Source organism: Candidatus Nitrosopumilus sp. bin_68KS (assembly GCF_054095825.1).
Map to the genome: position 1 here is coordinate 82,584 of NZ_JBSWSP010000009.1, position 20,842 is coordinate 103,425.

The following is a 20,842-nucleotide window of genomic DNA, read 5'->3' on the forward strand; positions in this document are numbered from 1 at the left end:
TAACCATAAAAAAAATTCAAGTTAACGATAAGTGCCTAAAATGTTATGGATTTAACAAATCTAATGCCATATTCAAAATTGTTATTCCACCAATAATGATTCCTGCAACTCCTAATGCGATGGCAAATAATAGGAAATTTTTTCTTTCTGGCATTTTACGAAGTACTTTGCGCATTAATTATGGCTAATGTTCCAAGTAATGCTTCTTCTAGCCGTACAGTTTCAGTAGCTTGATTGGGAAAAAAGTTCAATGATTTTGCATTTTGAACATTTTTCATTTTACCGCCAAGTATTTCATGGATACCTTTTTCAGGAGATCCAAAAACTACGAGTGTAGGTTGATCTGATTTTACATATTTAGAAATTTGCTCTTTAGTTGCAGTTTTGCCTTTTCTTGATGTTATGATTATGTTTCCTTTCCATTCTGCTAATATTGAAAATAAATTCGCTCTCTCCTTTACAGAATATCCCCAATATGACTGAACTTCAGTTTTATCTATTTCTTTAACCGACAATTTTGGATATCCTTCTTTGAATTGCACTGTGACTCTTTTACCTATGGATGTTTTGCCAAAAAATGGAATTAATTGATTAATTCCTACATCTACAAATCGTTTACCTTTCATGCTGATTACAATTCCCTCTCTAACATCCCCGGGACTTATTTTTTTAGAATTAACTGGCGTAATATGACTTGGGATTTTTAGTGGTTGTAACACTCCTGCAAATTTTAGGTCATTCATCTTTGGAAATAACTTCCTTCTCAAAAATTGAGGTGTCTCTAAATACTTTAAAATCATTACCATTAAGCTTCCATCATTCCTGTTGTTTCCTTCTTGGTAAACAAATATTGTATCAATTTTAAAAATTGCACATGCTCGTGCCAGAACAGAAATTTTTCTGGTTTTATCTATCTTAAGTGATTCATCAGATAATGCAGACTCTGGAATGGCTACAGATAATTTCATTTAATTTATTCTCCTAGGACCACTTGTATGATTATTTTTGGTCGTGTGGATATTTTTCTTTTGCAGTTTTTGCATAGTTTGCAATCTGCTCATCTGAAACTAATTCGTATAACCCAGTTTCTGTTTTAATATGTGCCATTCTGATATGACTAGTACTTTCTTTATCCTCACTTGATAAATAAATTCCAGCAGAAGCTAAAACGGCAGCATCATCTAATGAAAGATCATCTTTGTATGTTTTTTCTAAAAAGTCTGTAACTTGATCAGAACCTGAACCAATTGCAATTGCATCATAAGAGATGTAAGTTCCACTAGGATCAGTTAGATACAACTGTGGTGTATTATTAACAACTCCACCAAGAATTAATGCGACCCCATAAGGTCTCACACCTGCATATTGGGTGTATTGTTGACATTGATCAGCTAAATGTTTGGCAATAGTTTCAACTTCCACTGCTTCATCATAGATCATTTTGTTACTTTGAGAGAAGAATCGTGCATTGTCTACTTGGCTTCTTGCATCTGGGATATATCCTGCTGCTGCAACTCCAACATGATCATCTATTTGAAAAATTTTTTGAGCGGTATTTGAAATTTGTAATTTTCTTGGTTTTTCTTCTACAGCAATAATGATTCCATCTTTACATTTTACGCCAACAGCAATTGTTCCTCTTCGTACTGTTTCAATTGCGTATTCTACTTGGTATAATCTACCATCAGGAGAAAATACTGTGATTGCTCTATCGTAACCTTGTTGTGCTGGAAGCATTTGATTCCAATGCTCTGAATGTACAATTTAAACCGTACTTTCTCTGAGGGTGATTTTTGGTATTTTCAATAGGCTCAAAAAATACTGATCGTAAGTTTATTTTTTATGAATATGGGATTTTGCATATAATCTCCTGTTTATCAAAATAAAATATCCTGTATTTTATTAGAATTATTGTGGCATTATAGATCTAGAAAATGAATCCTATGTTTGGCTTTACTATTGGTGGTTTGATGATGATTGCAGTAATAATGGTTCTAGCATTTTCAATTATTGGCTCCTTTACTTCTGTATCTTCAGAAAAATCTTTGGTAAAAGAAGTAAACTCTGCATTGCGAATGGATGAACCAGATATGTGTCTAAAGTTTGACAATTCCCAAGAATGTATTAGTAATTTTGCGTATATGAAAAAAAGTCCTCAGACATGCTTGTCATATATTGAAGATGAAGAAAATCAATATGAATGCCTAAGTAAATTCTTTAGAAAATTCCAAGATAGAGTTTGTAATTATGTAAATGCTGATTTTTATGATAAATGCATTATTGAAGCACAAAAATGGAAACAATGAATTTTTTAAATGTAAAACAGTACTTGTAAAGTTTAATTTGAGTTTTTAAATATAAATGACTATGAAATTTGAAATTCATTTTTCAGGACATGAAAATATTAGATCAAATCATAAAAATACCATTGAGATTACAAAAGAATCTCATTTAACACCACGGGGTGACTGTATTATTGGTGTTAATGCAACTTCTAGCTGTGCAGATTTACCTCTAGAATTAAAAAAACAATTAAAAAATTCTGATTTGAAAATCAAATTTTCTATTCGTGTTGATGACAAAGAATTTGTTTTAGAGGGAAAGGGACATCCTGAATTAACTCTTTCTCATACCGAAGATATTGTAATTCGAAAAAGTGATTTTATTTGTCCGAGAACTTTGGCAATTAAATGTGATAAAGCATCTGATCTATTGCCTAGGGATATGGTTGTGTTGCTGCAAGATCCAAAAACAAAAGGAACCTTTACTATCAGTGTTGATTAAAACTGTCACAATTTTATAACCACTAATTTGATTATTAATGTGGGTCTTAAAACTAAAATTTTCATTTTAATTCCATTGGCAGCTTTTGCTGCAATTATTTTTGGATTTGGAATATACAACACATTATGCAAAAATGCCAACATCCCTCTTAATTGCTAAAATAGTGTCAAAAGAATTCTATATTTCTCCATTTTAGTTAATTCTGATTTAGCATGATTCTCTTAAAGCATTAGAAACCAGATCATGTATGGTTAAAATCACTGTTGAATTACCAATTTCAGATAAACCGTCTGATGCAGAATTAAAAAAATTAAAAGAATATTTCAAAGAAATGCCAGTAAGTGAGATTCTCACTGGATTAAAATTTGCGAAAAATAGGTGGTCTGCAAAAGATGCAGGAACTCTAAAGGTAGGTAGAAAAAGCATTATCCAAAAAGAAGTTCATTCCGTAACTACTGAGCAAGCTCAATGGAGATTAAAAAACTGGAAGATGATGATAGCAAATTATCGTCGAAGAGGCTACAGTTATCCTACAATTTCTAGAATAAAGAAAATTTTAGTTCAAAAAAGTAAAAAGAAATCTAAGTAAATTGAAGATTTCATTTCTTTGACCCGATACCCGTCCGTTGTTAAATAGTCATGTGATGCATCTCTAAAATGGATAAAATTCCACTAGAGTATTAAAAAATAGAATCATTGGAAAATTGGGTGTTGACCAAAAAGTGCCAATAGAAATACTTCCATGGTCGGATAAGTATGAAGACTATTGTATCCCAATTGTTCCAATGATTAAGTCTTGAATGACTTGTAAGGCATGATAGACCACCATGCAAGACCAACATCACTAATATTCTCAAATTATTATAGATGTCTGGAATTATCTTTTCTTATTTCATAATGTTAGATTTATGACTTTATATTATTTTTAATTTAAAAATATAGAATAAAAAAATGTAATCAACGCCATACTTAATATCAAATTTATAATTATCAAAAACATGAATCAAGAAACTAAACCTTGGGTACTAGTTAGTAGTATTGGAAAAGAAACCAAATCAATTGATCTTGAAATGATCACCCCACAAATATCAAACCTTGTTGACGAATGGCAATCACAGGGGAGAATTATGTGGTCAGGTGCATTTGACAATCAAGTTTCGTCCATGGCAGTTTTTGAAGCCACAGAACAAGAAGCAAAGGATTTTTTCCAAAAATATGAAAATATTTGTTCAGGAATACTGACATACGAACTGTATCAATGGGATGCAATGCCTATTCTATCAGTTTTATCAAAATAACCGGATAGAAATTTTTAATTTTTTTGAAAAATGAATAAAAAATGTTATAGTTTAAAGAAAATAAAAATAGAAAAGAAAGTCTAAACTCTTAGACTGATTCTAGACTTTGCAGTTATTGCAACTATGCTTATGATTGCAACAGCTAATACCATCATTGCAACAGTTCCAAATTCTGGAACAACTGTGGCTATAGTATCCATTTTTTCAAGAATTGCATCTACTTGTGAATTTACTTTAGAGACTGGTTCGCCATTTTTAATCATGTTGCGAAGATCTTCTCTAAGCATCACCTCTACTTCCTCCATGAGTTCTTTTTGATCTAGTTCAATGAGGGGAGCTTCGAGGAATTCATAGTTATCCAGATATGCTTTGGTAGCAAGGCTTAGTGCCAAGTCAACATCACCATTTGCATATTCTATTTTGGTTTGCTGTAGTAATTCTTGTATGTTTTCGACATAATCTAATAGGTTATTTTCTTCACCTTCAACTCCCAAGATTTCATCAATTTCATGAATGATTCCACCTACAAGTGTTTCAACTTGGGAAGGATCTGCTCTTGCATCATATGCTGCCCAAAGATCTGTGTATAGTTCATCAATCTCTTCTGCCATATGATGATCAACATCAGATTCTATTTCAGAAAATATCTGCTGTGATCTCCATACAAATGCAGAACCATCTTGGAATTCAGCCATCTCACCGATGACTCCATCAGATACTGCTTCAGCATATTCTGCTATTGATGTATCAAGTAAGACTTTCATCAATTCCACCTTAAAGGCAGTTTCTTTACTCAATACATCTCCAACAACAGTGGAACGTGCTATTGCAACTACGCCTTTTGCATCATCAATTGCTTGCTGAGCTTGTGCTCTTGATACATCAGTATTTGCTCTGTTTTTCAACTCCAATAATGTTTCCTGAACTTGAGCATCAAGGTTAGGATTTGATGCCTTTAGTACAGGTTTCATGGAATCGTACAGTTCTGAAATTGGATGTGTTGCATGAATCAATGCAAGTTCAGCATTTTTGTCATCAAGATTTTGTTCTAATGCCCAAAAATGTCCAAGTGTTTCCTCAAGGGAAGAAGCAAATTCTATTTTTGACTCATTAGTTTCATCAATCTCATGAATTATATCTCTAGCTATAGTTTCAACTTGGGAAGGATCTGCTCTTGCATCATATGCTGCCCAAAGATCTGTGTATAGTTCATCAATCTCTTCTGCCATATGATGATCAACATCAGATTCTATTTCAGAAAATATCTGCTGTGATCTCCATACAAATGCAGAACCATCTTGGAATTCAGCCATCTCACCGATGACTCCATCAGATACTGCTTCAGCATATTCTGCTATTGATGTATCAAGTAAGACTTTCATCAATTCCACCTTAAAGGCAGTTTCTTTACTCAATACATCTCCAACAACAGTGGAACGTGCTATTGCAACTACGCCTTTTGCATCATCAATTGCTTGCTGAGCTTGTGCTCTTGATACATCAGTATTTGCTCTGTTTTTCAACTCCAATAATGTTTCCTGAACTTGAGCATCAAGGTTAGGATTTGATGCCTTTAGTACAGGTTTCATGGAATCGTACAGTTCTGAAATTGGATGTGTTGCATGAATCAATGCAAGTTCAGCATTTTTGTCATCAAGATTTTGTTCTAATGCCCAAAAATGTCCAAGTGTTTCCTCAAGGGAAGAAGCAAAGTCGGCTTTGTCTTGATAAGATTCTGCAGATACTACTTGTGAAAAAGTAGCAGTAAGCAGAACAGAAGTTATTAGAAGTGTCAATGTTGTAACTTTTGTCATTAAAACACTGAACCAGAAAATGTTGATTTAAAGGCTGGGGGAATTCTTTGAGTTTATTCTAAAAGAGTAGAATCAAACCTAATTTTGATGTCAAATTATTATAATTCAATAACAATTGCAGCACGTTCATTTTCAGATAGTTCTTGTTGGACAGCATTGAGAATGTGAGATGATAAAGTCAAACTAGAATAATCAATCAGTTTCAAATCATTGATCAAATATACCTGTGGGGCAACATCATTATTTCTAGATTCTAGAAAATCATCTAATTCTTCAAGTATGGTGATTTTTCCACCTTGAAATATTTTTCCATTCTTCATATGTTTTTTCATCTTACCAAATCTGTCAAGTACCAAAAGTGGATGACGATGTTTTTTACTAAAAAGATGTTTTTCTGTAACATGTCCTGAAAATACAAGATAATGATCAGACTCAAAACTAAGATCAGTTAGTTCTTCAGAGATTTGAAGAATTTCGCAAGCTCTTCGCTTTGCTTCCACCAATGTAAATACATTTTTTGTAGTTTCAGCACTATCAAGTTCCACATTTCCAATTGCAGTTACTCTTAAAATAGATCTATCAGGAATATACTGGCTATCAATTACAATGGATTCAGGAACTGCTCCTTTACCAATCATTATGGCATGAATTTTTTTATGAGCTTGGTTAATCTTTTCAGGAGTTGGATCAATTAGAGTATGTTCGATTTCTTCTTGTAACATAGATGATGCAACACCAATGGATGAAATGACTTCGGCATGTTTTGCTTTTTGATATTGTAATTGTAGTTGTTTTGCAACAAATGGTGCCAACACAGATGCACCGCCCCCCCCACCAATAATTTTTGTTGTTTGAGAATTTAATTTGAATTCTTTTATGATTTTACTGATTGTTTTCATTATTTCAAATGAGGATGTTTGGATGATAGATTGAGCAATTTCGATAAATGTTACTCCTAGTTTTTTTGCCAAAAGATCAATTGCGATTTTTGCAGATTCCTTGTTTGCATATGCATAATCATCCTCTTCAATCATGCCTAAAGCGTTAGCAGCACAGGTGTTTGTAATGGCATATAGTTTCCCATTGCATTCGATTGCAACGTATTCATCATCGGCTTCTTTTGGTCTCACCATAATGATTTTTCCAGTTTTTAATTCCTCAGGATCAGCAAAACAAGAATATTTCATTCCCGCAATATGGGCACTTCTAGGACCAACTTTCCATACCCTATTATCTTTGAGTCGGACCATACTACCTCCAGCAACTCCCAAGATTCTCACATCCATTGAACGAACACATGTTGGATGATCTTTTATGGTGACATACTGAAATTCTGGCTTTCCATTTTTGATTATACAAATATTGGTACTAGTTCCACCCACTTCGACAAAAATTCCATTAGTAATTTTGAGATGTAGCAGTGCTCCAGCTACGCTTGCTGCAGGACCAGATAAAATTGTAAGAACAGGTTTTGTCTTAAAAGTATCCATGCTTGTAACTCCACCATCACCTTTCATTATCATTAATGGTGCATTAATTCCAGCATCTCGGATTGCTTTTTCTACAAAATTTGCAACTTGGAAAGTTTTAGGCAATACACTAGCATTTATTGCACCAGTTAGCGTTCTTATTTCAAGTCCATAAGTTCCTGATATCTCATGCGATGCAGTTGATGGTAAATTAAGGTCTGCAGCAGTTTTCATCACAAACAATTCATTTGAAGGATCATCTACACTAAAAGACTCTGTTGCAACAATGACTTTAGCACCTTTATTTTGCAGCTCTTTGATTGCATTCTTTACTTCTTCTTCTGAAATTAAATGAGATGTGTCTAAAAATGTATGACAAGACTTTATGTCTTGGTCAGAATTAATTTTGGTATCTTGTAAATTGGTACGTTTGATGACATCTTTTTTTTCAGGACCAACGCCCATGGCAATTATGCCAACTTTGGATGTGTCAGATTCTAACAATGCATTAATTGCCTGAGTGGTACTATGAGAAATTAATTCAATGTCATCTAAATTGATTTTAGATTCATTTAAAATATTTGAGATGGTTTGAACTATTCCTTCAGAAACCCCTCTTTCAGAAGAATGCGTGGTAGGAACAGTGGATTTTGAAACAATTGAGCCTGTTTTGACATCTATCGCGACTGCTTTTGTAAAAGTTCCTCCAACATCAATTCCAACTCTAATTCTTTGTTTATTCGACATTTTCAACACCTCTAGATTTTCTCATTAATGCCAATTGTTTTTCTTTATTGGGTCGCAATACCAAAACGTAGGATGATGCAAATAAATAAACTCCCAACAATATTACTTGTGCAATTACAGTTTCCAGTGTTGGATAAATTCCAGTCATTGCTGCAAGATTGATGTCTAATCTAGGAATAATCCCAATCATACTAGTATATGGAACAATGTCTAATATCTGAAGTTCACGTATTGCATTTCCTAGAAATGCAATTGACAGATATGCACCTACTCCCATAGTCAAACCAAACAACGCACGTAATGGTAATCTTTTCCCAAGTTTTTTCATCACAAAATACAATCCTAAAAGTGAAACAATACCAAGAATAAAGCCCAAACTAACATACACTTCCATGTACTTTGCAAAACCAGACATGGCTTGATAGAATAGAACAGTTTCAAATCCTTCGCGATAGACAGTAAAAAATGAAAGCATTACAAAGACCATAACACTTCCAGTTGTAGTTGCCTGCCAGACTTTGGCCTTTACAAATTCCATCCATTTTTTATGCTCAATTTTATTTAATACCCAGAAACTCACGTAAAACAAAACCGCAGTTGCAGATAAAGCAGCTATTGCCTCAATTAACTCCCGATTAGCTCCGGAGATTTCAATTACATATGATGCAATAATCCAAGTAATTGCAGTTGCTGCAAAGGCTGCAATCACACCATAATAGATGTATTTTTTTAATTGGTTATTCCTTGATGCCTCAAGATAAGTCATTATTGCACCTAGGATCAAAACAGACTCTAAACCTTCTCTGAAAATTATTGCAAAGGATGATGTAAATGCTATTGAAGGTGCTAAAGAGCCTGTTCCACTAACCAGTCTTTCAGATTCATCCAGATTTCTATTAATTGCAATCACAACCTCTCTGACTTTTTCTAAATCCTCTTTGTTATCGATAAGATTACGAAGTTCGGCAAATTGATATTCTACTTCTAAAGTGAAATCAGGCGCTATTGTCCTTAGAGGGATTTCTACATGTTCATAACTATCCAGATAAGCTGTTCGTGCTGTCGCATATGCAGACTTAAAATCACCATTTTCATAAAAAATCACCACATCATCTAAAGAATCCCTGATAAAATCAACCTCATTTCTTACAGTAGATTTTGCCTCTTCAGTAGAGTCACCCATTTGTTTATGATCATCATCGAGAATTGGAGCTTGAGTCAACACGGATGGATTTGATGTTAAGTGCTCAGAAATTAGTGATTCAGATTTATTAAGATCTGGAATAATTTTTTCATCTAAGAATTGTTTTATTTCATTTGTGGATTTTTTATCTTTTATCATATCACGTAAATTTTCACGCATATCAATCTCAAGAGTATAAAGTAAATCCTTGTCTACTTTTTCAATTGCAGGTTCTAAATATTCAAAATTATCAAGATATGCTACGATTACATGTTCTTCTGCCATAGAATAATCTCCTGTATCCAGAGATACTAAAAGTTCGTCATACAGTTTGTAGATGTTTTGATATATTTCTAATTGATCAAATGCAACTGTTTCAGTACCCAAAACATCTTTTTGTATTACGGTAATCAAATTACCAACTTTAACAAAGTCTTCTTTGTTTTCAGTAAGATTGTCAAGTTCATCAAAGAATGATTTGATCTCAAGATCCAGTCTACCATCAAAATTTGTTTCAACAAGCAAACTTTCAGATTTTTGGATTAACTTTAGTGAAATTTGGTATGATGCTTCATTGTTGTTCTGAATTCCATTTTGATATTTCTCATCTGCTATGGATAGTAAATTAACAATTACATAATCTACAGAAGTTTGTTCATATTGGATTTTTCGGAGTAAGTTTTGAAGTTCATCAATGTCTGATAATATATCAGAATTTGTATTGATTTTTGAATTTAGATCCAATAATAAAATATGAATTTCATCAACATGTTTAGAATCAGTCATTCTCAATATTTGGAGATATTTGCCAAAAACTTCTGAAGAAAAAGCAGAGTATTTTTTTGCATCCTCCAAATTATTAGAAATTATACTATCTTTGGTTTGATCAAGTCCCAAAGAAGTTGCTACTATGGCAGTTCTAATGTCAGCAGAGTTTGAATCTGCATATAACTCATCAATAGCAGATACAAATGTGAAAAATATCAGAAATATTGCTACGATTTTAGTTTTCATAAAGAACTAGTCGAAAATTCTATAGAAGGTATTTAAATTTCTGATTAATTCTACAACCATAGAATGAAAATATTCTAAAAGTATGATTAAGATTCTAGGGATTTATTCTAAAACCAAGTTCTATGCTTTTGAAATCACTAGTTTTTTTATTACTCAGAATACAATGATATTTTTTTAAGATGAAAAGAATGGGTGCTTTGGCTACAGAAAAATTTGACATTACTCATAAGATATTTCAAGAGTTGTCGGATTTAGAATCAAGGCATATTTTATTTTCAATCATCAATAAATCCAAAAGCATAATGGAAATATCAAAAGAACTAAATATTCCTCGTAGTTCAGTGTATAAAAAAATTCGATCTCTTGAAGAAAATGCATTAATTTCTTCTGAATTAATATTTGCAAAGAACAAACACAAAACAAGGTTATATCAAAGTAGAATAACTGATGCAAAAATCATGATTTCCAAATTTGAACCTATAATTATATTTCAAAAAAATCTAAAAAACAATCATGAGTAAATTATCTACAATCAAAATTTGTATGCTATGTAGTAGTATCTTTACAATTTATCCGATTACTCAGCCTAAAGACAAGTGTCCAAAATGCAATGGACTTTTAATTCCCTGAATTGGCTTGTAGAGGAATTTGTGAAAGATATCGCTCTGTACGAAAGAGATACACTTCAAACACAAAAAGATGTACTTCATGTGATGTATATCTAGAATATGAAGGAATTCAATGTCCGTGTTGTAGAATTCAGTTACGTGGAAAACGAAAAAGTAAATGAGATCAAACTAATTTCCCAAGGATCCATTTAGTATACGACTAAAAAAATGATGACTGTTTTTTGTTGGTTTAAAGCATAATTTGATATCTTTACAATTAATTGAATAAACTAATTGTACATTTTATGATGTTTTAAAAAATTTTCCTAAATGAAAATGTCTGTTTTTTTCTCAACAATTTGTTTTTTGAGACTATCTGGAACATCTGGAATGGATGATTTTGTCTGACCTGCAATTACATTGTGAGCTTCTTCGAGAATTGCAAGAGTGTCTGCATTTGTTTCAACGCCTGCACTCATTGTATCTCCCATATTTACTGAGGATCCTGACATTACATCACCTAGTATCTGTGACAAATCTTGCATGGAAGCATTAGCTTCTGGCATAATTCCACTAAGTGATGGACTGAGACCTTTAATGATTGACATACATGGACTAAGAGTTACTACAACATCTCCCAATTCTGAAACAGTATCTAGTCTGAGCTTAACTTGCTCCATTGATAGTTTAGCTCCACTAACCATGTTTTTCATTTTTCTTACTTGAGTTAATTCTCCGGCATATGCCTGGGCATAACTTGGTTTGTTGTTTCTTTGGGCATTTACAATTTTTTCAAAGATAACATCATGTTTTTTCTGTAATTTTTCATTAATAGATTCTAATTTTGTGATTTGAAATTGTAATTTCTTTTGTGCAAAGTCAATTTTGTTCTTTAATGGTTCATCAGGCTTTACCCTGCCCATTACTTTTTGAGAGATACTTTCTCCTTCTGCTTTATTCCAAGAATTACTGATCAAACCTTAATTTCCTACTCTGACTGAAAATATTTCTTTTAAAGAGATTTGTCCTCCCAGCTAGTGTAACTGGAGTTACACTACACATTGGTTACATTATCCGAATGTGAATGTAAATATCTGAAATCCTTTACCTTTTACCTTGATTTCAAGTGTATGTGAAGCACTATTTTCACTGTTGATGATGTTGTATAATCCAGCTTCTGAAACTGTCAGTATGTTGTCGTGAGTTATGTCTTTTCCAGCATATTCTATTGGAAGTGGTTTTCCATCCAGAAATATCTCTAATTCTGCATTGTTTTCTGTGACAATGTTTACTTCTTTTGCATTATACAATAGTTTGATGGAGCCATTTTCTGATACTAGTTCCATACTATCTTCAAAGTTTTCCCAATCCCCTATTGGGTAAAATTTGTGCAAATCAATTGTACTAGGTTCGGAATACTTTACAATTTTTCCTGGTTGAAATCCCTCGCTACTTCCTAATTGGTTTCTATTTTGAGCAAAATTATGCCCAAAGTATAATTCCGGCGTTCTAAAAATTGTATGTTCAAACTCTTCTATTTCTACAAGAGATGTCTCTGTTGACATTTGAATTCCAAGTGATGATGCTCTTTCTTCTAATAATTGCTGAATAATTTTTTCAGTTTCTTGATATCCGCCTTCACCAATATGATCATATCTGATGTATCCTTCATGATCTGCAATGTATTTTCTTGGCCAGTATCTATTTTCAAATGCTTTCCACGTTTCCATTTCATTATCCATTACAACTGGATAATCTATACCGTGTTTGTCAATTGCCATTTTAACATTCTCTGGATTTTTTTCAAATTCAAATTCAGGTGAATGAATTCCAATGATTAACAATCCTTCTTCTTCATATTTGTCATCCCATGCGGTAATGTATGGGAGTGTTCTTACACAATTAATGCAACTGTATGTCCAAATATCATATAGAACAACTTTGCCTTTGATTTGTTCTTTGAGTTCTTCAGGTGTAGTGTTGAGATAATATGCAATTCCTACTAAATCTGGTGCAATTTTAAATCCTGATTTGTCAATTTTTGCCTTTGTGTTTGTGTCTTGAGTGGTAATTGTTTTTGATTCTTCATCTAGAGTAGACAATGTAATACTTGTAATTCCTAGGCCTACTGCAATCACAATACCTAAAATTAATGCAGTTTTTATTTCTGATTTCATTTATTCACCCTAAAAAAATTAACTCGTTGAGAAGTGGGAAATTTGCAATATATGCTAATTGATTTGTGAATACTAGAATTCCTAAAATTACAATAAACCCTCCCAATACAATGTTGTAATATTTTAGATGTTTACTCATAGAGCGGATAATTCTATTTGCCCTAGAATAAAACACTCCTATCAAAATAAATGGAATTCCTAAACCTAGTGAGTAGACTAGCAGTAAATTAAATGCAACAGATGGAGTAGTAGCTGCCAATGTAAGAATTGTTCCCAATATTGGTCCAACACATGGTGTCCATCCTACTGCAAATGCAAGTCCGAAAACAAATGACATTGGATAGCTAGCTTTATTGATTTTGGGAAAGAATTTTTTTTCCATGTTTAACTTGTTGATTTTTGTTGATAACAGCAAGAAAATCCCAAAACCTATGATAATTATACCTCCAATCTGATTTAGTGTGTCTACAAATTCTCCTGCTGCAGTCCCAAGAACACTATTAATTATTACTCCTAATATGGAAAATACAACTGAAAACCCTAAAACAAAAAATATTGAATTTAATACAATATTTGTTCTGTTTATTGCGATTGTTTTGTAATTTCCCTTTTGATTTAATTCAGTAAGTGTAGTTCCAGAAATATATGCTAGAAATGCTGGAATCATTGGTAAGATACACGGTGCAACAAATGATCCTAATCCTGCCAGTGCCGCTACTGCAAGTGTAATTTCAACCATGAAATAATTCAACTATTTTTCCTTTAAAGCATTCTTCCATATCTGTACCAAAAGTTTACAATCCGTTTTTATCTGGGATTGTGTAAGTTTTCATATGAATAAGCGATTCATTATCGTGGGAATTGCCTTGGGAATTGTTATTACCATTGCTGTGATAGTTGGTTCTCCTGCAATTGGCGGATTTGATTCCATGCGCTAGTTATCTAAATTCTCTATAAGCTTTCTCAAAAATTTCAAGTGATCTATCAATATCACTATCGGATAGCCATGCAGTTACTGAAATTCTTAATCTAGCTTGGTTTTTTGGTACAGTAGGGTATCTGATTGGCTGTGCAAATATGCCGTCATCCATTAAAAATTCTCCAAATTTCATTGCTTTTTTCTCATTTCCTATTATGATTGGAATTATGTGAGTTGTGGAATTTATTTCAAATCCAATGCTCTTTAATCCTTTGATTAATTGATTGGTGTTTTTTTCTAATTTTTTCTTTTGTTTTTCTCTGTTGGATTTGAATCTTTTAATTGAATATTCAATCAAAATTGATGGGAGTGCCGATGTATAGATGAATGATTTTGATTTATTTACACATAAATCGATTACGTTATTTTTTGATGCAACATATCCTCCAAAAGATCCTAGACCCTTACTTAGGCTACTAATATACAAATCAATTTTTTTTCCAACATTAAAATAATCTGGAGTTCCTTTCCCATCTTTTCCAACAACAAAATCCCCGTGTGCATCATCTACTACTGTAATTGCATTTTGTTTTTCAGATAATTCTGTGATTTCTTTTAATGCTGAATAATCCCCATCCATACTGAATATTCCTTCAGTAATCACAAACTTGTTTTTTGCTTTTAATTTTAATTTTTTTTCTAAATCTTGAGTGTTGTTATGCTTGTAAACAATAACTTTGGCATCAGATAATTTACATGATTCTATAATGCTTGCATGGTTTAACTCGTCACTTAGTATGACATCGCCTTTTTTTGCAATTGTAGTAATTGCTCCTAAATTTGCCATGTATCCTGTAGGGTAAACAAGGCTATTTTGCTGTGATTTGTGTTTGGCAAGAATTTCTTCTAATTTGTTATATGATTCATCATTACCTGATACCAGTCTTGAGCTAGATTGAAGTTGGTTAGTTTGAATTTCTTCAGCTGGAATTCCTAAATAATCATTTGAGCATAAATTTAGAAATTTTTTATTATTGATGGTAATATGAGCACCTTTGGATTTTCCATATCGTAATTTTCTATAGAGATTCTGTTTCTTTAAATTCCTTAATTCAGAATCAATAAAATCTAGTTTATGATTGGAGGCCAATTTTCTCTATTAATTCACGGTCTTTTTTAGCCTCGTTTCCACCCATTGTTAAGTACCCTTCAGTAATTATTCCATTTGCACCACTTTGCAAAAGTTCTTCGCCAGAATCATTTAGTTTTGATTCCCTACCTCCAGAAATTTTGATCACTGATTCTGGTAGTAAAAATCGTATAACTGAAAAAATTCTTACTATTTCTGAATTTGGAAGATCTGTTTGTAATTCTAATGGCGTACCTGGCATTGCAACTAGAATGTTAATTGTCACTTCTTCAGGATACAACCTACCTAATTCAAGAATTAATTCTAGTCTTTGCTCTCTTGTTTCTCCTAACCCAATAATTCCGCCTGTACATAATTCTAATCCTGCTTCTCTTGCAATACCTAAAGTCTTTAATCTGTCCTCGTAAGTATGGGTCGTACAAATTTCTGGAAATTTAGATTTTGCAGTTTCTAAATTATGGTTATATCTTTTGACTTTAAGTTCTTTTAATTTAGTTGCCTGTTCTTGTGTTAAAAAGCCTAAACTACATTCTACAGTAATTCCAACTTTGTCATTTATTTCAGAAATAATACTGCAAACTTTTTCAAAATCTTTTGATGATGGCTCTCTCCATGCAGCAACAAGGCAATAAGATTCTGCACCATCATCTTTTGCTTTTTGTGCTTTGATAACAACTTCTTTAGGTGATGGTAATTGATATGTCTCTATTCCTGTATCAAAGAATGCTGACTGTCCACAAAATGTACAATCTTCACTACATGCATTTTTTTTGATATTATTTAATTGCTCAACATCAACTTTTCTTCCGTTATATTCATGGGTAATTTCATTTGCGCAAGATGCTAATTCTTTTAAATTTTCTTCTGGAACATTCAATAATTTTTCTGCATCATCCGATGAAATACCAATTCCAGAAAATACTTTTTCTTGACACTCTTTGATGAATTCTAGAGCACTCATAATGGGAATTATAATTAATCCATTTATAACAATAATGGAAATGTTAACCTAATTGCATCTTGGGGGTTAACAGTCAAATAATTTTGGATTTTGCAGATTCTATGGTAGCTATGGTTTTCTCCAAGAGTAAATTCAGTTCAGATTCAGTTATTGCTAAGGGGGGAACTAGCATGACTATGTTTCCAAGAGTCCTGAGATAGATTCCGTTCTTCTTTCCTTCTTCAAAAAATACTTTGTTGATTGATTTTTTAGTCGCAATTGGGGTCTTTTTGCTTTTGTTTGATACTAACTCTATTCCCATAAGCATTCCTTTGTGCCTTATGTCTCCTACAATATCGATTTCTGAAATTTGTTGATAATATTCTTCAAAAACTTTTGATGTCTTCTGAATTTTTTTAATTAAATTATGTTTTTTGTACATCTTGAGATTTTCTAACGCAACCGATGATGCAATGGGGTTTCCTGTGTATGTGTGACCGTGGAACAGGTGTTTCCAATCATCAAATTCTCCTAAAAATGAATCATATACTTTCTTATTTGTTAATGTGGCCGCAAGTGTGAGATAACCTCCAGTTAACATTTTACCATATGCCACTATGTCTGGAATGCTTTTTTGTTCTTCATATTGAAACATAGAACCAAGTCTTCCAAAACCTGTAGCAATCTCATCTAAAACAAAAAGTACATTGTATTTCTTACATAGTAAACTTATTTTTCTCTGAAAATCTTTTGGATAGATGATTACTCCGCCTGCAACTTGTGCTCCACTTTCCATGATAAATGCTGCAATGTTATTTTTTTCTGAAAATTTTTGCTCAATTTTTTCTAAACAATGATTTTGATAATCTAATAAAGCAAATCCTTTTGGAACTCTGTATTTGTTTGGTACTGGGAATTGTAATGTTGTAAATAACTGCTTTTTGAATTTTCCAAAAAATTCTGGAACATACCCTACTGACATTGCACCAAATGTATCTCCATGATATCCATTTTCTAGAGTTGCGATTCTTGTCTTATTTCTCTCTCCAATATTTTTCCAATACTGTAATGATATTTTGATGGCTATCTCCATTGCCGATGAACCATTATCTGAATAAAATACCTTGTTCATTTTTGGAGATATTTTTACAAGACTTTCTGCTAGTTTTTCGGCAGGTTCGTTAGTTAGATTGAACATTGACGAATGCTGTAATTTTTTACTTTGAGTAGTTATTGCATTTACTAATTCTGGATTTGAATGTCCCCAAACATTGCACCACATTGAACCTACTGCATCAAGTATTCTGTTTCCTTTAGAATCAGTTAACCATACTCCTTTTGCACTCTTTATTTGATCAAAAGATCTCCATTCATTCATCTGTGTGTTAGGGTGCCAAACAAAACTAGTTTTCTTCAAACAAATCTATTATTTCTAATCTTCTTAATAACCAAACGATAAGATTAATCAATTACAATTTTTGATAATCCTTGTTGAATTCTATCTTCATAACAGGAACTGATACTGATGTTGGTAAAACATACGTCACTGCTGGATTATCTGTGACTTTACGGAAAATGGGTATTGATGTTGGTGTGATGAAGCCATTTGCAGCTGGGAATGCTCAAAAGAAGGGATTCAAATCCGAAGATGTAGAAATTTTATCCAAAGCTGCACAAGTAAATGATCCTGAGAATCTAATGAATCCTCAATTCTTTCCAATTCCTGCATCTCCGTATACTGCATGGAAAACACTCAAGATAAAACCAAAAATCAATTCTGTCTTGACAAATTTCAAAAAACTCTCAAAACTTCATTCAATGTTACTAGTTGAAGGAATGGGTGGACTAATGACTCCAATTCTCAAGGATTACTTTGTTGCAGATTTGATTAAAGACATGAAAATTCCTACAGTAATAGTTACTAGAACTAGAGTTGGAACAGTAAATCATACTATTATGACAGTAGATATGTGCAAAAAGTACAAAATTCCAATAAAGGGAATCATCATCAATAATTTTGATTCAGATGGATACAAAACAAAAGAACTTACACGTGATTTAAAGAATTTGACTGGAGTGCCAATAATAGGCGTAATTCCTTTTATCAGAGACATGAGTGATTCTTCCATGTATGAAATTTTTAAGAAAAATCTTAGCATGAAATTAATTTTAAAGTGAATTAAATGACATTTAAAAATTATATTTTCAAAAACTTGTGGCTTCAAGTTATACTCTCTTTGATAATTGGATTGGTAGTAGGATTAATTTTGGGAGGTGATGTTGGCGTTGGCCTGGATGATGACACTTTGGATTCTTTATCATCGTATCTTAAAATCCCTGCCAACATATTTTTGAGTATAATTTTGATGATTATTGTTCCACTAATTTTTACTTCAATTGTTGTAGCTATAACTAATTTAGGTGCAAAAGATAAATTAAAAACTCTGGGATTAGGCATTGCTACGTATTTTGTAATTACTACAACAATTGCAATACTTGTAGCAGTATCACTTGCATCAATTATAGCGCCAGGGAGTATTTTAGACCTTACTGCACTACAAGAAACACATGACTTTTCTGAAGATGATTTAAAAGTTACAGAAGGTTTTTCGTTAGATGACATTCCAAATGTAGTATCAAACATTATTCCAAAAAATCCAATTTCTTCATATCTTGAAGGGCAGATGTTTAGTATTTTGGTAATGGCACTCATTGTAGGATTGTCGATGGCAGTTCTTCCAAAAGAATCAGTCAAACCTCTGCTAGATGTACTAGAATCAATTCAAAAAATAACATTACATATTTTATTGATTTCCATGAAAATTGTACCGTTTGCAGTTTTTGGGTTAATTGTTGGTATGGTTGCCCAAGTTGGAGTAGAAACAATGGTTGGATTAGGGGCATACATGGGAACAGTTGTCCTAGGTCTTGGCATCATGTTGCTGATATATGCATTGATCTTAAAGTTTGTAGCAAAGAGGCCAATATCTTCTACATTTTCAAAATTCCGTAATCCACAAACTTTGGCTTTTTCAACAGCCAGTTCAATGGCAACAATGCCTATGACATTAAAGACTGCAGAAGAGGATCTTAAGATAGATACCAGAGTTTCAAAATTTGTAATTCCACTTGGAACTACTGTGAATATGGATGGTACTGCCTTGTATCAAGTAATAGCTGTCTTTTTTTTTGGCACAGCTTTTTGTAATTGAATTGAGTATGCTGTCCATATTGGTAATAATCATAACTTCCCTTTTGGCTTCTATTGGAACTCCTGCTGTGCCTGGGGCTGGTGTAATTGTCTTGTCTACAATACTCATAACAGTTGGCATCCCTCCAGTTGGAATTTTATTATTGCTTTCTGTAGATAGAATTTTAGATATGATTAGAACTATGGTTAATGTCACAGGTGATCTTACAGCTAGTTGTGTGTTTGATAAACTAACCCGGGACTAGAATGTCTAAACCAATATACTAAAACCATGTTTTGCACATGTGTTTTTAAATTTAATATCTTTTTATCTAAATCCGTAATATTTTGAATTTACTTGTGCCACTTACATTACTAAACTGTGCAATCTCAAAGATAATTTTTCTAAAAGAGTTATTTTCTTTAGATAAAATAAATGATTTTTTTGAAACTGGTATATTTTTTGACAATACTATCCAAATGTTTTCTTTTTCATGTTGGATTTTTTCTAATTGTGAAATCTTATTTTTGATTATGTTTGTATCTGAAGACTTTGGTATGCATATTACTAGTGATTTTTTTTGATCTTTTTCTAATGTTTTAATATCTGGAATTACAATATCTATCTCAATTCCTTGATAGTTAACTTTCCTTTGGCTTGGAATTAACGCATTTGTTAATAAATAATGAAGTGCCCCGGTTGCTAAAATCCCCACTGCTTCATCTTTTTCATCCATTGAAATTATTTTGTCGTAACAATTATCGATAATATCATCAATTATCAAATCAAACTTTTTCTCAGAAATTAATTTTGGGATTAATTCTGATTTTTCAATATATTCAAATATGTGATCTTTAATTGGACTTGATTCATCTGACATTGTAATGTTTTTCTTAAAAACTCACTTGTATTTGGATTTACCCTGAAATTAATTCTATTTTTCCTATGGGGTGTTTTGAAAGATCATTGTGGATTGTGGCAATTGGCTTTTCTTTAAAAGTCAAATCACATCTGTAACATTTCCATGCAATAGAATTCATGATTTAACTATGACTTTTGTTATAATAAACAAGTGTGTGTACAATAAAACAAATTGAATTCTGGGGATAATTATTTTCTAATCTATGATAGGCTTAATTTAAGACCAATATTACACCTGATTATTGACTAGTATTGAGAATAAAAGACATCAGGAACTACTAAAACAAAAAGAAGATCTAGAAAAAAATCGTCCACATGATATTGATGCTATGAGAGGTTGGAAGCATTCTATGAGTAAAATCCTTCAAGAATTAGAATTATTCAAGTAACAACATGCTTAAGTCAATAACAAATTCAGATTATCATGAACTGTCACCAAAAAAGTGAAGCCCATGTTTGGAGATTTTCAAAGCATACTAAAATGCGAAGATGTCTAAAATGCAAATCTAGGATTCCCATTACTAGAGACGAATATGAACAAAAATGGGGAATAGTAAAACCTCAACTCAAATAGGCTAATTTCTTTTTTTATCTAAAACGACTCTATTTTTTCACGATTATTGTGTT

At 32.4% G+C, this 20,842-nt stretch carries 22 protein-coding genes; 9 read left to right on the plus strand and 13 right to left on the minus strand.

Annotation, left to right across the window (positions count from 1 at the left end; genetic code table 11):
• Window positions 1–155: 155 nt before the first annotated feature.
• Together ACW9W3_RS03725 and ACW9W3_RS03730 are read right to left on the minus strand one after the other, a co-directional pair.
• The gene (locus ACW9W3_RS03725) at window positions 156–968 is read right to left on the minus strand and encodes a putative RNA uridine N3 methyltransferase (RefSeq protein ID WP_457764816.1); all 813 of its coding nucleotides are present in this window, start codon (window positions 966–968) and stop codon (window positions 156–158) included.
• Between the two features lie 31 nt (window positions 969–999).
• Window positions 1,000–1,737 (minus strand): archaeal proteasome endopeptidase complex subunit alpha, encoded by a 738-nt coding sequence (locus ACW9W3_RS03730; RefSeq protein WP_457764817.1) that lies wholly within the window; start codon window positions 1,735–1,737, stop codon window positions 1,000–1,002.
• 197 nt (window positions 1,738–1,934) lie between these two features.
• Between ACW9W3_RS03730 and ACW9W3_RS03735 the strand changes: the two genes are divergently transcribed.
• The 4 genes from ACW9W3_RS03735 to ACW9W3_RS03750 all read left to right on the plus strand — a co-directional run bounded on the left by ACW9W3_RS03735 (window position 1,935) and on the right by ACW9W3_RS03750 (window position 4,082).
• The gene (locus ACW9W3_RS03735; protein WP_457764818.1) at window positions 1,935–2,306 is read left to right on the plus strand and encodes a hypothetical protein; all 372 of its coding nucleotides are present in this window, start codon (window positions 1,935–1,937) and stop codon (window positions 2,304–2,306) included.
• A gap of 61 nt (window positions 2,307–2,367) precedes the next feature.
• Window positions 2,368–2,784: a DUF371 domain-containing protein gene (locus ACW9W3_RS03740; protein WP_457764819.1), complete on the plus strand. Its 417-nt coding sequence runs from the start codon at window positions 2,368–2,370 to the stop codon at window positions 2,782–2,784.
• Window positions 2,785–3,031: 247 nt separating this feature from the next.
• On the plus strand, window positions 3,032–3,373 hold the full coding sequence (locus ACW9W3_RS03745) for a hypothetical protein (RefSeq protein WP_457764820.1): 342 nt from the start codon (window positions 3,032–3,034) through the stop codon (window positions 3,371–3,373).
• A 409-nt stretch (window positions 3,374–3,782) separates the two neighbouring features.
• Entirely contained in the window at window positions 3,783–4,082 is a 300-nt protein-coding gene (locus ACW9W3_RS03750) for a hypothetical protein (RefSeq protein ID WP_457764821.1), read from the plus strand.
• Window positions 4,083–4,162: 80 nt separating this feature from the next.
• On the opposite strand, the gene ACW9W3_RS03755 is transcribed toward ACW9W3_RS03750, so the two are convergent.
• From ACW9W3_RS03755 to ACW9W3_RS03765, 3 genes are all read right to left on the minus strand, one after another.
• Window positions 4,163–5,896, minus strand: coding sequence for a PEFG-CTERM sorting domain-containing protein (locus ACW9W3_RS03755; RefSeq protein WP_457764822.1), 1,734 nt, complete (start codon window positions 5,894–5,896; stop codon window positions 4,163–4,165).
• Window positions 5,897–5,994: 98 nt separating this feature from the next.
• Window positions 5,995–8,112, minus strand: a complete 2,118-nt coding sequence (locus ACW9W3_RS03760; RefSeq protein ID WP_457764823.1) for a hydantoinase/oxoprolinase family protein — start codon at window positions 8,110–8,112, stop codon at window positions 5,995–5,997.
• On the minus strand, window positions 8,102–10,309 hold the full coding sequence (locus ACW9W3_RS03765; RefSeq protein ID WP_457764824.1) for an FTR1 family iron permease: 2,208 nt from the start codon (window positions 10,307–10,309) through the stop codon (window positions 8,102–8,104). The genes ACW9W3_RS03760 and ACW9W3_RS03765 overlap by 11 nt, the downstream gene beginning before the upstream one ends.
• 179 nt (window positions 10,310–10,488) lie before the next feature.
• Here ACW9W3_RS03765 and ACW9W3_RS03770 point away from each other — a divergent pair, with 179 nt between their 5' ends.
• Window positions 10,489–10,830, plus strand: coding sequence for a winged helix-turn-helix domain-containing protein (locus ACW9W3_RS03770; protein ID WP_457764825.1), 342 nt, complete (start codon window positions 10,489–10,491; stop codon window positions 10,828–10,830).
• Between the two features lie 413 nt (window positions 10,831–11,243).
• Here the strand turns inward: ACW9W3_RS03770 and ACW9W3_RS03775 are convergent, their stop codons facing one another.
• The 6 genes from ACW9W3_RS03775 to bioA all read right to left on the minus strand — a co-directional run bounded on the left by ACW9W3_RS03775 (window position 11,244) and on the right by bioA (window position 17,520).
• Window positions 11,244–11,894, minus strand: a complete 651-nt coding sequence (locus tag ACW9W3_RS03775) for a Snf7 family protein (protein ID WP_457764826.1) — start codon at window positions 11,892–11,894, stop codon at window positions 11,244–11,246.
• Between the two features lie 93 nt (window positions 11,895–11,987).
• Window positions 11,988–13,094, minus strand: coding sequence for a redoxin family protein (locus tag ACW9W3_RS03780; RefSeq protein ID WP_457764827.1), 1,107 nt, complete (start codon window positions 13,092–13,094; stop codon window positions 11,988–11,990).
• A 4-nt stretch (window positions 13,095–13,098) separates the two neighbouring features.
• Window positions 13,099–13,833: a cytochrome c biogenesis CcdA family protein gene (locus ACW9W3_RS03785; protein ID WP_457764828.1), complete on the minus strand. Its 735-nt coding sequence runs from the start codon at window positions 13,831–13,833 to the stop codon at window positions 13,099–13,101.
• A 199-nt stretch (window positions 13,834–14,032) separates the two neighbouring features.
• Entirely contained in the window at window positions 14,033–15,163 is a 1,131-nt protein-coding gene (locus tag ACW9W3_RS03790) for an aminotransferase class I/II-fold pyridoxal phosphate-dependent enzyme (protein ID WP_457764829.1), read from the minus strand.
• On the minus strand, window positions 15,147–16,124 hold the full coding sequence (bioB, locus tag ACW9W3_RS03795) for a biotin synthase BioB (protein ID WP_457764830.1): 978 nt from the start codon (window positions 16,122–16,124) through the stop codon (window positions 15,147–15,149). The genes ACW9W3_RS03790 and bioB overlap by 17 nt, the downstream gene beginning before the upstream one ends.
• A 73-nt stretch (window positions 16,125–16,197) precedes the next feature.
• The gene (gene bioA / locus ACW9W3_RS03800) at window positions 16,198–17,520 is read right to left on the minus strand and encodes an adenosylmethionine--8-amino-7-oxononanoate transaminase (protein WP_457764831.1); all 1,323 of its coding nucleotides are present in this window, start codon (window positions 17,518–17,520) and stop codon (window positions 16,198–16,200) included.
• A 74-nt stretch (window positions 17,521–17,594) separates the two neighbouring features.
• Here bioA and bioD point away from each other — a divergent pair, with 74 nt between their 5' ends.
• From bioD to ACW9W3_RS03815, 3 genes are read left to right on the plus strand one after another with little or no spacing between them, the layout of a single operon-like run.
• On the plus strand, window positions 17,595–18,281 hold the full coding sequence (gene bioD / locus ACW9W3_RS03805; RefSeq protein WP_457764832.1) for a dethiobiotin synthase: 687 nt from the start codon (window positions 17,595–17,597) through the stop codon (window positions 18,279–18,281).
• Window positions 18,282–18,286: 5 nt separating this feature from the next.
• On the plus strand, window positions 18,287–19,315 hold the full coding sequence (locus tag ACW9W3_RS03810) for a dicarboxylate/amino acid:cation symporter (protein ID WP_457764833.1): 1,029 nt from the start codon (window positions 18,287–18,289) through the stop codon (window positions 19,313–19,315).
• Window positions 19,316–19,334: 19 nt separating this feature from the next.
• A complete protein-coding gene (locus tag ACW9W3_RS03815) occupies window positions 19,335–19,559 on the plus strand; it encodes a cation:dicarboxylate symporter family transporter (protein ID WP_457764834.1) in 225 nt (74 codons plus the stop codon).
• A gap of 66 nt (window positions 19,560–19,625) precedes the next feature.
• Here the strand turns inward: ACW9W3_RS03815 and ACW9W3_RS03820 are convergent, their stop codons facing one another.
• Complete coding sequence (locus ACW9W3_RS03820; RefSeq protein WP_457764835.1) at window positions 19,626–20,174, minus strand: hypothetical protein; 549 nt, start codon at window positions 20,172–20,174, stop codon at window positions 19,626–19,628.
• A 37-nt stretch (window positions 20,175–20,211) separates the two neighbouring features.
• Window positions 20,212–20,334 carry a hypothetical protein gene (locus ACW9W3_RS03825; protein ID WP_457764836.1) on the minus strand — a complete coding sequence of 41 codons (123 nt, stop codon included), beginning with the start codon at window positions 20,332–20,334 and terminating at the stop codon, window positions 20,212–20,214.
• A 123-nt stretch (window positions 20,335–20,457) separates the two neighbouring features.
• Here ACW9W3_RS03825 and ACW9W3_RS03830 point away from each other — a divergent pair, with 123 nt between their 5' ends.
• Window positions 20,458–20,604, plus strand: coding sequence for a hypothetical protein (locus ACW9W3_RS03830; protein ID WP_457764837.1), 147 nt, complete (start codon window positions 20,458–20,460; stop codon window positions 20,602–20,604).
• The last annotated feature ends 238 nt before the right edge of the window (window positions 20,605–20,842 follow it).

What these genes read in the sequence shown, in the direction of transcription:
- ACW9W3_RS03725 (WP_457764816.1), bottom strand. Translation starts at nt 968, where the DNA reads ATGAAATTATCTGTAGCCATTCCAGAGTCTGCATTATCTGATGAATCA.
- ACW9W3_RS03730 (WP_457764817.1), bottom strand. Translation starts at nt 1,737, where the DNA reads ATGCTTCCAGCACAACAAGGTTACGATAGAGCAATCACAGTATTTTCT.
- ACW9W3_RS03735 (WP_457764818.1), top strand. Translation starts at nt 1,935, where the DNA reads ATGAATCCTATGTTTGGCTTTACTATTGGTGGTTTGATGATGATTGCA.
- ACW9W3_RS03740 (WP_457764819.1), top strand. Translation starts at nt 2,368, where the DNA reads ATGAAATTTGAAATTCATTTTTCAGGACATGAAAATATTAGATCAAAT.
- ACW9W3_RS03745 (WP_457764820.1), top strand. Translation starts at nt 3,032, where the DNA reads ATGGTTAAAATCACTGTTGAATTACCAATTTCAGATAAACCGTCTGAT.
- ACW9W3_RS03750 (WP_457764821.1), top strand. Translation starts at nt 3,783, where the DNA reads ATGAATCAAGAAACTAAACCTTGGGTACTAGTTAGTAGTATTGGAAAA.
- ACW9W3_RS03755 (WP_457764822.1), bottom strand. Translation starts at nt 5,896, where the DNA reads ATGACAAAAGTTACAACATTGACACTTCTAATAACTTCTGTTCTGCTT.
- ACW9W3_RS03760 (WP_457764823.1), bottom strand. Translation starts at nt 8,112, where the DNA reads ATGTCGAATAAACAAAGAATTAGAGTTGGAATTGATGTTGGAGGAACT.
- ACW9W3_RS03765 (WP_457764824.1), bottom strand. Translation starts at nt 10,309, where the DNA reads ATGAAAACTAAAATCGTAGCAATATTTCTGATATTTTTCACATTTGTA.
- ACW9W3_RS03770 (WP_457764825.1), top strand. Translation starts at nt 10,489, where the DNA reads ATGAAAAGAATGGGTGCTTTGGCTACAGAAAAATTTGACATTACTCAT.
- ACW9W3_RS03780 (WP_457764827.1), bottom strand. Translation starts at nt 13,094, where the DNA reads ATGAAATCAGAAATAAAAACTGCATTAATTTTAGGTATTGTGATTGCA.
- ACW9W3_RS03785 (WP_457764828.1), bottom strand. Translation starts at nt 13,833, where the DNA reads ATGGTTGAAATTACACTTGCAGTAGCGGCACTGGCAGGATTAGGATCA.
- bioB (WP_457764830.1), bottom strand. Translation starts at nt 16,124, where the DNA reads ATGAGTGCTCTAGAATTCATCAAAGAGTGTCAAGAAAAAGTATTTTCT.
- ACW9W3_RS03810 (WP_457764833.1), top strand. Translation starts at nt 18,287, where the DNA reads ATGACATTTAAAAATTATATTTTCAAAAACTTGTGGCTTCAAGTTATA.
- ACW9W3_RS03820 (WP_457764835.1), bottom strand. Translation starts at nt 20,174, where the DNA reads ATGTCAGATGAATCAAGTCCAATTAAAGATCACATATTTGAATATATT.
- ACW9W3_RS03825 (WP_457764836.1), bottom strand. Translation starts at nt 20,334, where the DNA reads ATGAATTCTATTGCATGGAAATGTTACAGATGTGATTTGACTTTTAAA.